General features: G+C 58.0%; 4 protein-coding genes and 3 tRNA genes. All 7 read left to right on the forward strand.

The window, feature by feature from the left end; all coding sequences use genetic code 11:
- Positions 1 to 234 precede the first annotated feature (234 nt).
- On the forward strand, positions 235 to 1,194 hold the full coding sequence (gene birA, locus P5705_RS26005) for a bifunctional biotin--[acetyl-CoA-carboxylase] ligase/biotin operon repressor BirA (RefSeq protein ID WP_277463724.1): 960 nt from the start codon (positions 235 to 237) through the stop codon (positions 1,192 to 1,194).
- Complete coding sequence (locus P5705_RS26010; protein WP_277463725.1) at positions 1,184 to 1,933, forward strand: pantothenate kinase; 750 nt, start codon at positions 1,184 to 1,186, stop codon at positions 1,931 to 1,933. The genes birA and P5705_RS26010 overlap by 11 nt, the downstream gene beginning before the upstream one ends.
- A gap of 7 nt (positions 1,934 to 1,940) precedes the next feature.
- Positions 1,941 to 2,366 carry a hypothetical protein gene (locus P5705_RS26015; RefSeq protein WP_277463726.1) on the forward strand — a complete coding sequence of 142 codons (426 nt, stop codon included), beginning with the start codon at positions 1,941 to 1,943 and terminating at the stop codon, positions 2,364 to 2,366.
- Between the two features lie 152 nt (positions 2,367 to 2,518).
- A tRNA-Tyr gene (locus P5705_RS26020) sits at positions 2,519 to 2,602 on the forward strand.
- Positions 2,603 to 2,626: 24 nt separating this feature from the next.
- A tRNA-Gly gene (locus tag P5705_RS26025) sits at positions 2,627 to 2,700 on the forward strand.
- Between the two features lie 28 nt (positions 2,701 to 2,728).
- Positions 2,729 to 2,804: transfer RNA gene (locus tag P5705_RS26030), tRNA-Thr, on the forward strand.
- 79 nt (positions 2,805 to 2,883) lie between these two features.
- Positions 2,884 to 4,061 (forward strand): elongation factor Tu (tuf, locus tag P5705_RS26035; protein ID WP_277463727.1); only part of this gene is annotated, 1,178 nt, incomplete at its 3' end.

Genomic DNA, 4,061 nt, shown 5'->3' on the forward strand with positions numbered 1-4,061 from the left:
GCAAAACCCCTATCTGCGCATGCAGGTAGGGGTTTTGTCTTTGAGCCCCGGAAAAGACTCCCCCTCGTAGGAGCCGGCCTTGCCGGCGAACACCGGCTATGCCGGTGCCCTCCACTGCGGTGCGCCCTTCGCCGGCAAGCCGGCTCCTACAGGGGTAACCCGACAAGCCCCTTTTCCTATGCAAGCCTACTACCCATGGCTATCATGCCAGCCTTATTCAAAATCGAGACTGGCATGCTGAAGTTGTTGAATCTCCTCAAGGATGGCCGGTTCCATTCTGGCGAGGCTCTGGGGGCAGCCCTCGGAGTGAGTCGCAGTGCCGTGTGGAAGCAGCTGCAGCACCTCGAGAGCGATCTTAACCTGACCGTTCACAAGGTTCGTGGGCGTGGCTATCAACTGGCTTCTCCGCTGAACTTGCTGGAAGAGCAGGCAATTGCCGGCTTTTTGCAAGGAGAGCAGTGGCCACTGTTCATACACCAGGATATCGACTCGACCAATGCAGAGGGGTTGCGGCTTGCTGCTGCCGAGCAAGGCGCGCCGTTCGTGGTGCTGGCCGAGCGTCAGTCTGCCGGGCGTGGGCGCCGTGGCCGGCAGTGGGTCAGTCCGTTCGCGGAAAACCTCTATTACAGTGTGGTGCTGCGCGTCGAAGGTGGCATGCGTCAGCTGGAGGGGCTGAGTCTGGTCGTCGGCTTGGCTGTCATGCGTACGCTGCAAGCCTTTGGGCTTCAGGATGTGGGGCTCAAGTGGCCCAATGATGTGCTGGCCGGCGGAAAGAAGATCACGGGTATCTTGCTCGAGTTGGTTGGCGATCCTGCAGATGTCTGTCATGTGGTGCTGGGAATCGGCATCAATGTGAACATGCAGCACAATGAGCAGGTGGATCAGGCCTGGTCCTCGATGCGGACGCAGACTGGCAAGGTGATTGATCGCAATCATCTGGTCGCTTTGCTTACCCAGCAGTTGCAGCATGAGCTGGCTCGTCATCGTCGGTATGGTTTTGCGGCATTCCAGGAGGAGTGGGAGCAGGCGCACCTGTGGCAGGGGCGGACAGTCTCGCTAGTGGCGGGCAACACCCGGATCGACGGCGTGGTGCTCGGGGTGGACGGTCAGGGCGGGTTGCGTCTTGATGTCGATGGCGTGGAAAAGAGCTACAGCGGTGGTGAGCTCAGCCTGAGGTTGCGTGATGATTCTTGAGCTCGACTGTGGAAACAGCTTTATCAAGTGGCGTGTCATTCATGTCGCAGATGCCGCTATTGCCGGAGGAGGTGTCGTCGACTCCGACCAGGCGCTGCTGGCTGCGGTCGCCTCGTTACCGGCATTGCGTCTCACCGGTTGCCGAATGGTCAGTGTGCGCAGCGAGGAGGAGACGTCATCCTTGTGCGCATTGCTCCAGGGCGCTTTCGCGATAGAGGTGTGCGTGGCGCAGCCGGTAAGGGAAATGGCCGGAGTCCGTAACGGCTATGAGGATTACCAGCGCCTGGGCATGGATCGTTGGCTTGGTGCTCTGGGTGCCTATCACCTGGCGAAGGGTGCTTGCCTGGTCATTGATTTCGGCACGGCGGCCAAGGCCGACTTCGTTGCTGCGGATGGTGAGCACCTGGGAGGGTACATCTGCCCTGGCATGCCATTGATGCGAAGCCAGTTGCGCACCCACACTCGGCGTATCCGCTATGACGACGCTTCCGCCGAGCGTGCGTTGAGCAGCCTGGAGCCAGGGTGTTCGACGGTCGAGGCGGTCGAGCGTGGTTGTGTACTGATGCTCCAGGGCTTTGCTCGCACGCAAGTGGAGCAGGCAAGGGCGCTTCTGGGGGATGGCTTTACAGTTTTTCTCACCGGGGGGGATGCGCCCCTGGTGCGTGAGGCCGTGCCCCAGGCGCGAATTGTCCCAGACCTGGTATTTGTGGGCCTGGCCATCGCCTGCCCGTTGAGTTGAGGTGACTATGCGCTGGTTGTTTCTGCTGTTGGTCGTGCTGAACGTCTTTTATTACGTCTGGCATCAGCAGGAAGCTCCTTTGAAGGCCAAGGAGGTCGCTCCACTGTCTTTGTACAAGGGTTCCCAGCAGGAGATACGTCTGCTGCGTGAGACCGGTGCGGCGACGCCGGCCCGGCGTCGCGATGAGTGCCTTGTCGTGGGTGGTGTGCCTGCTCGTGAGCAACTGGATATGTTGCGCCAGCGCCTGCTGAGCCTGGATATCTCCGCTCAGCCGCTAGCTGGCCAGCTGCCTGGCGCCGAAGGTTTCTGGCTCAAGGTGGCGCCGGAAAGCGAGCGTTTGCTGGATCAGGATGTGCTGGCGACTCTTTCCAAGGATTTCAAAGACTTAAAACACAAAATTATTTTGTGCGAGGGTATTGCAACTGCTGAATAGCTTGATAGAATGGCGCCCGCTTCACAGGGAACACCACTGAGGTGGTAGAGCTGGAAGCGGTGTCAAAGTAGCTAAGTTTCAGATTTGATTGAAAAAATTTGAAAAAAGGCTTGACACCGGGGCGGCGGACAAATAGAATGCCGGCCACATCTGGAGGGATTCCCGAGCGGTCAAAGGGGACGGACTGTAAATCCGTTGCGAGAGCTTCGAAGGTTCGAATCCTTCTCCCTCCACCAGTTTTAGCGAGAGCTGCAAGCTCCGCGGGTATAGTTTAGTGGTAGAACCTCAGCCTTCCAAGCTGATGATGCGGGTTCGATTCCCGCTACCCGCTCCAAGTTTGCTGTTGTTGCGCATAGTGTTTCGCTCTTGTAGCTCAGTTGGTAGAGCACACCCTTGGTAAGGGTGAGGTCAGCGGTTCAAATCCGCTCAAGAGCTCCATATAAACAAGGCAGATATGAAAATATCTGCCTTTGTTTTATCGGCGGTATATCTATTTCTTCTGCGGAGGATTGTATCGATGGCTAAGGAAAAGTTTGATCGTTCCCTACCTCACGTCAACGTCGGCACTATCGGCCACGTCGACCACGGTAAGACCACTCTGACTGCAGCGCTGACTCGCGTCTGCTCCGAAGTTTTCGGTTCGGCCGTCGTTGAGTTCGACAAGATCGACTCGGCTCCAGAAGAAAAAGCGCGCGGTATCACCATCAACACCGCTCACGTCGAGTACAACTCGAACATTCGTCACTACGCTCACGTTGACTGCCCAGGTCACGCTGACTACGTGAAGAACATGATCACCGGTGCTGCCCAGATGGACGGCGCGATCCTGGTTTGCTCGGCCGCCGATGGTCCGATGCCACAAACCCGTGAGCACATCCTGCTGTCCCGTCAGGTTGGCGTTCCGTACATCGTGGTCTTCCTGAACAAGGCTGACCTGGTAGACGACGCTGAGCTGCTGGAACTGGTCGAGATGGAAGTTCGCGACCTGCTGTCCACCTACGACTTCCCAGGCGACGACACTCCGATCATCATCGGTTCGGCTCGTATGGCCCTGGAAGGCAAAGACGACAACGAAATGGGCACTACCGCTGTCAAGAAGCTGGTAGAAACTCTGGATGCCTACATCCCTGAGCCAGTTCGTGCCATCGACCAGCCGTTCCTGATGCCGATCGAAGACGTATTCTCGATCTCGGGTCGTGGTACCGTTGTTACCGGTCGTATCGAGCGTGGTATCGTCCGTGTTCAGGACGCCCTGGAAATCGTTGGTCTGCGTGACACCACCACCACCACCTGCACTGGTGTTGAGATGTTCCGCAAGCTGCTGGACGAAGGTCGTGCTGGCGAGAACTGCGGCGTCCTGCTGCGTGGTACCAAGCGTGACGACGTTGAGCGTGGCCAGGTTCTGGTCAAGCCAGGTTCGGTCAAGCCGCACACCAAGTTCACCGCAGAAGTCTACGTCCTGTCGAAGGAAGAAGGCGGCCGTCACACTCCGTTCTTCAAAGGCTACCGTCCTCAGTTCTACTTCCGTACCACTGACGTGACCGGTAACTGCGAACTGCCGGAAGGCGTTGAGATGGTAATGCCAGGTGACAACATTCAGATGACTGTCACCCTGATCAAGACCATCGCAATGGAAGACGGTCTGCGCTTCGCCATCCGTGAAGGCGGTCGTACCGTCGGCGCCGGCGTCGTAGC

This window comes from Pseudomonas entomophila, from assembly GCF_029478665.1.
In the GTDB taxonomy this organism is placed as follows: Bacteria; Pseudomonadota; Gammaproteobacteria; order Pseudomonadales; family Pseudomonadaceae; genus Aquipseudomonas; species Aquipseudomonas entomophila_F.

Excerpts from the sequence above, each read along its gene's own strand:
- birA (WP_277463724.1), top strand. The coding sequence starts at position 235 with ATGCTGAAGTTGTTGAATCTCCTCAAGGATGGCCGGTTCCATTCTGGC.
- P5705_RS26010 (WP_277463725.1), top strand. The coding sequence starts at position 1,184 with ATGATTCTTGAGCTCGACTGTGGAAACAGCTTTATCAAGTGGCGTGTC.
- P5705_RS26015 (WP_277463726.1), top strand. The coding sequence starts at position 1,941 with ATGCGCTGGTTGTTTCTGCTGTTGGTCGTGCTGAACGTCTTTTATTAC.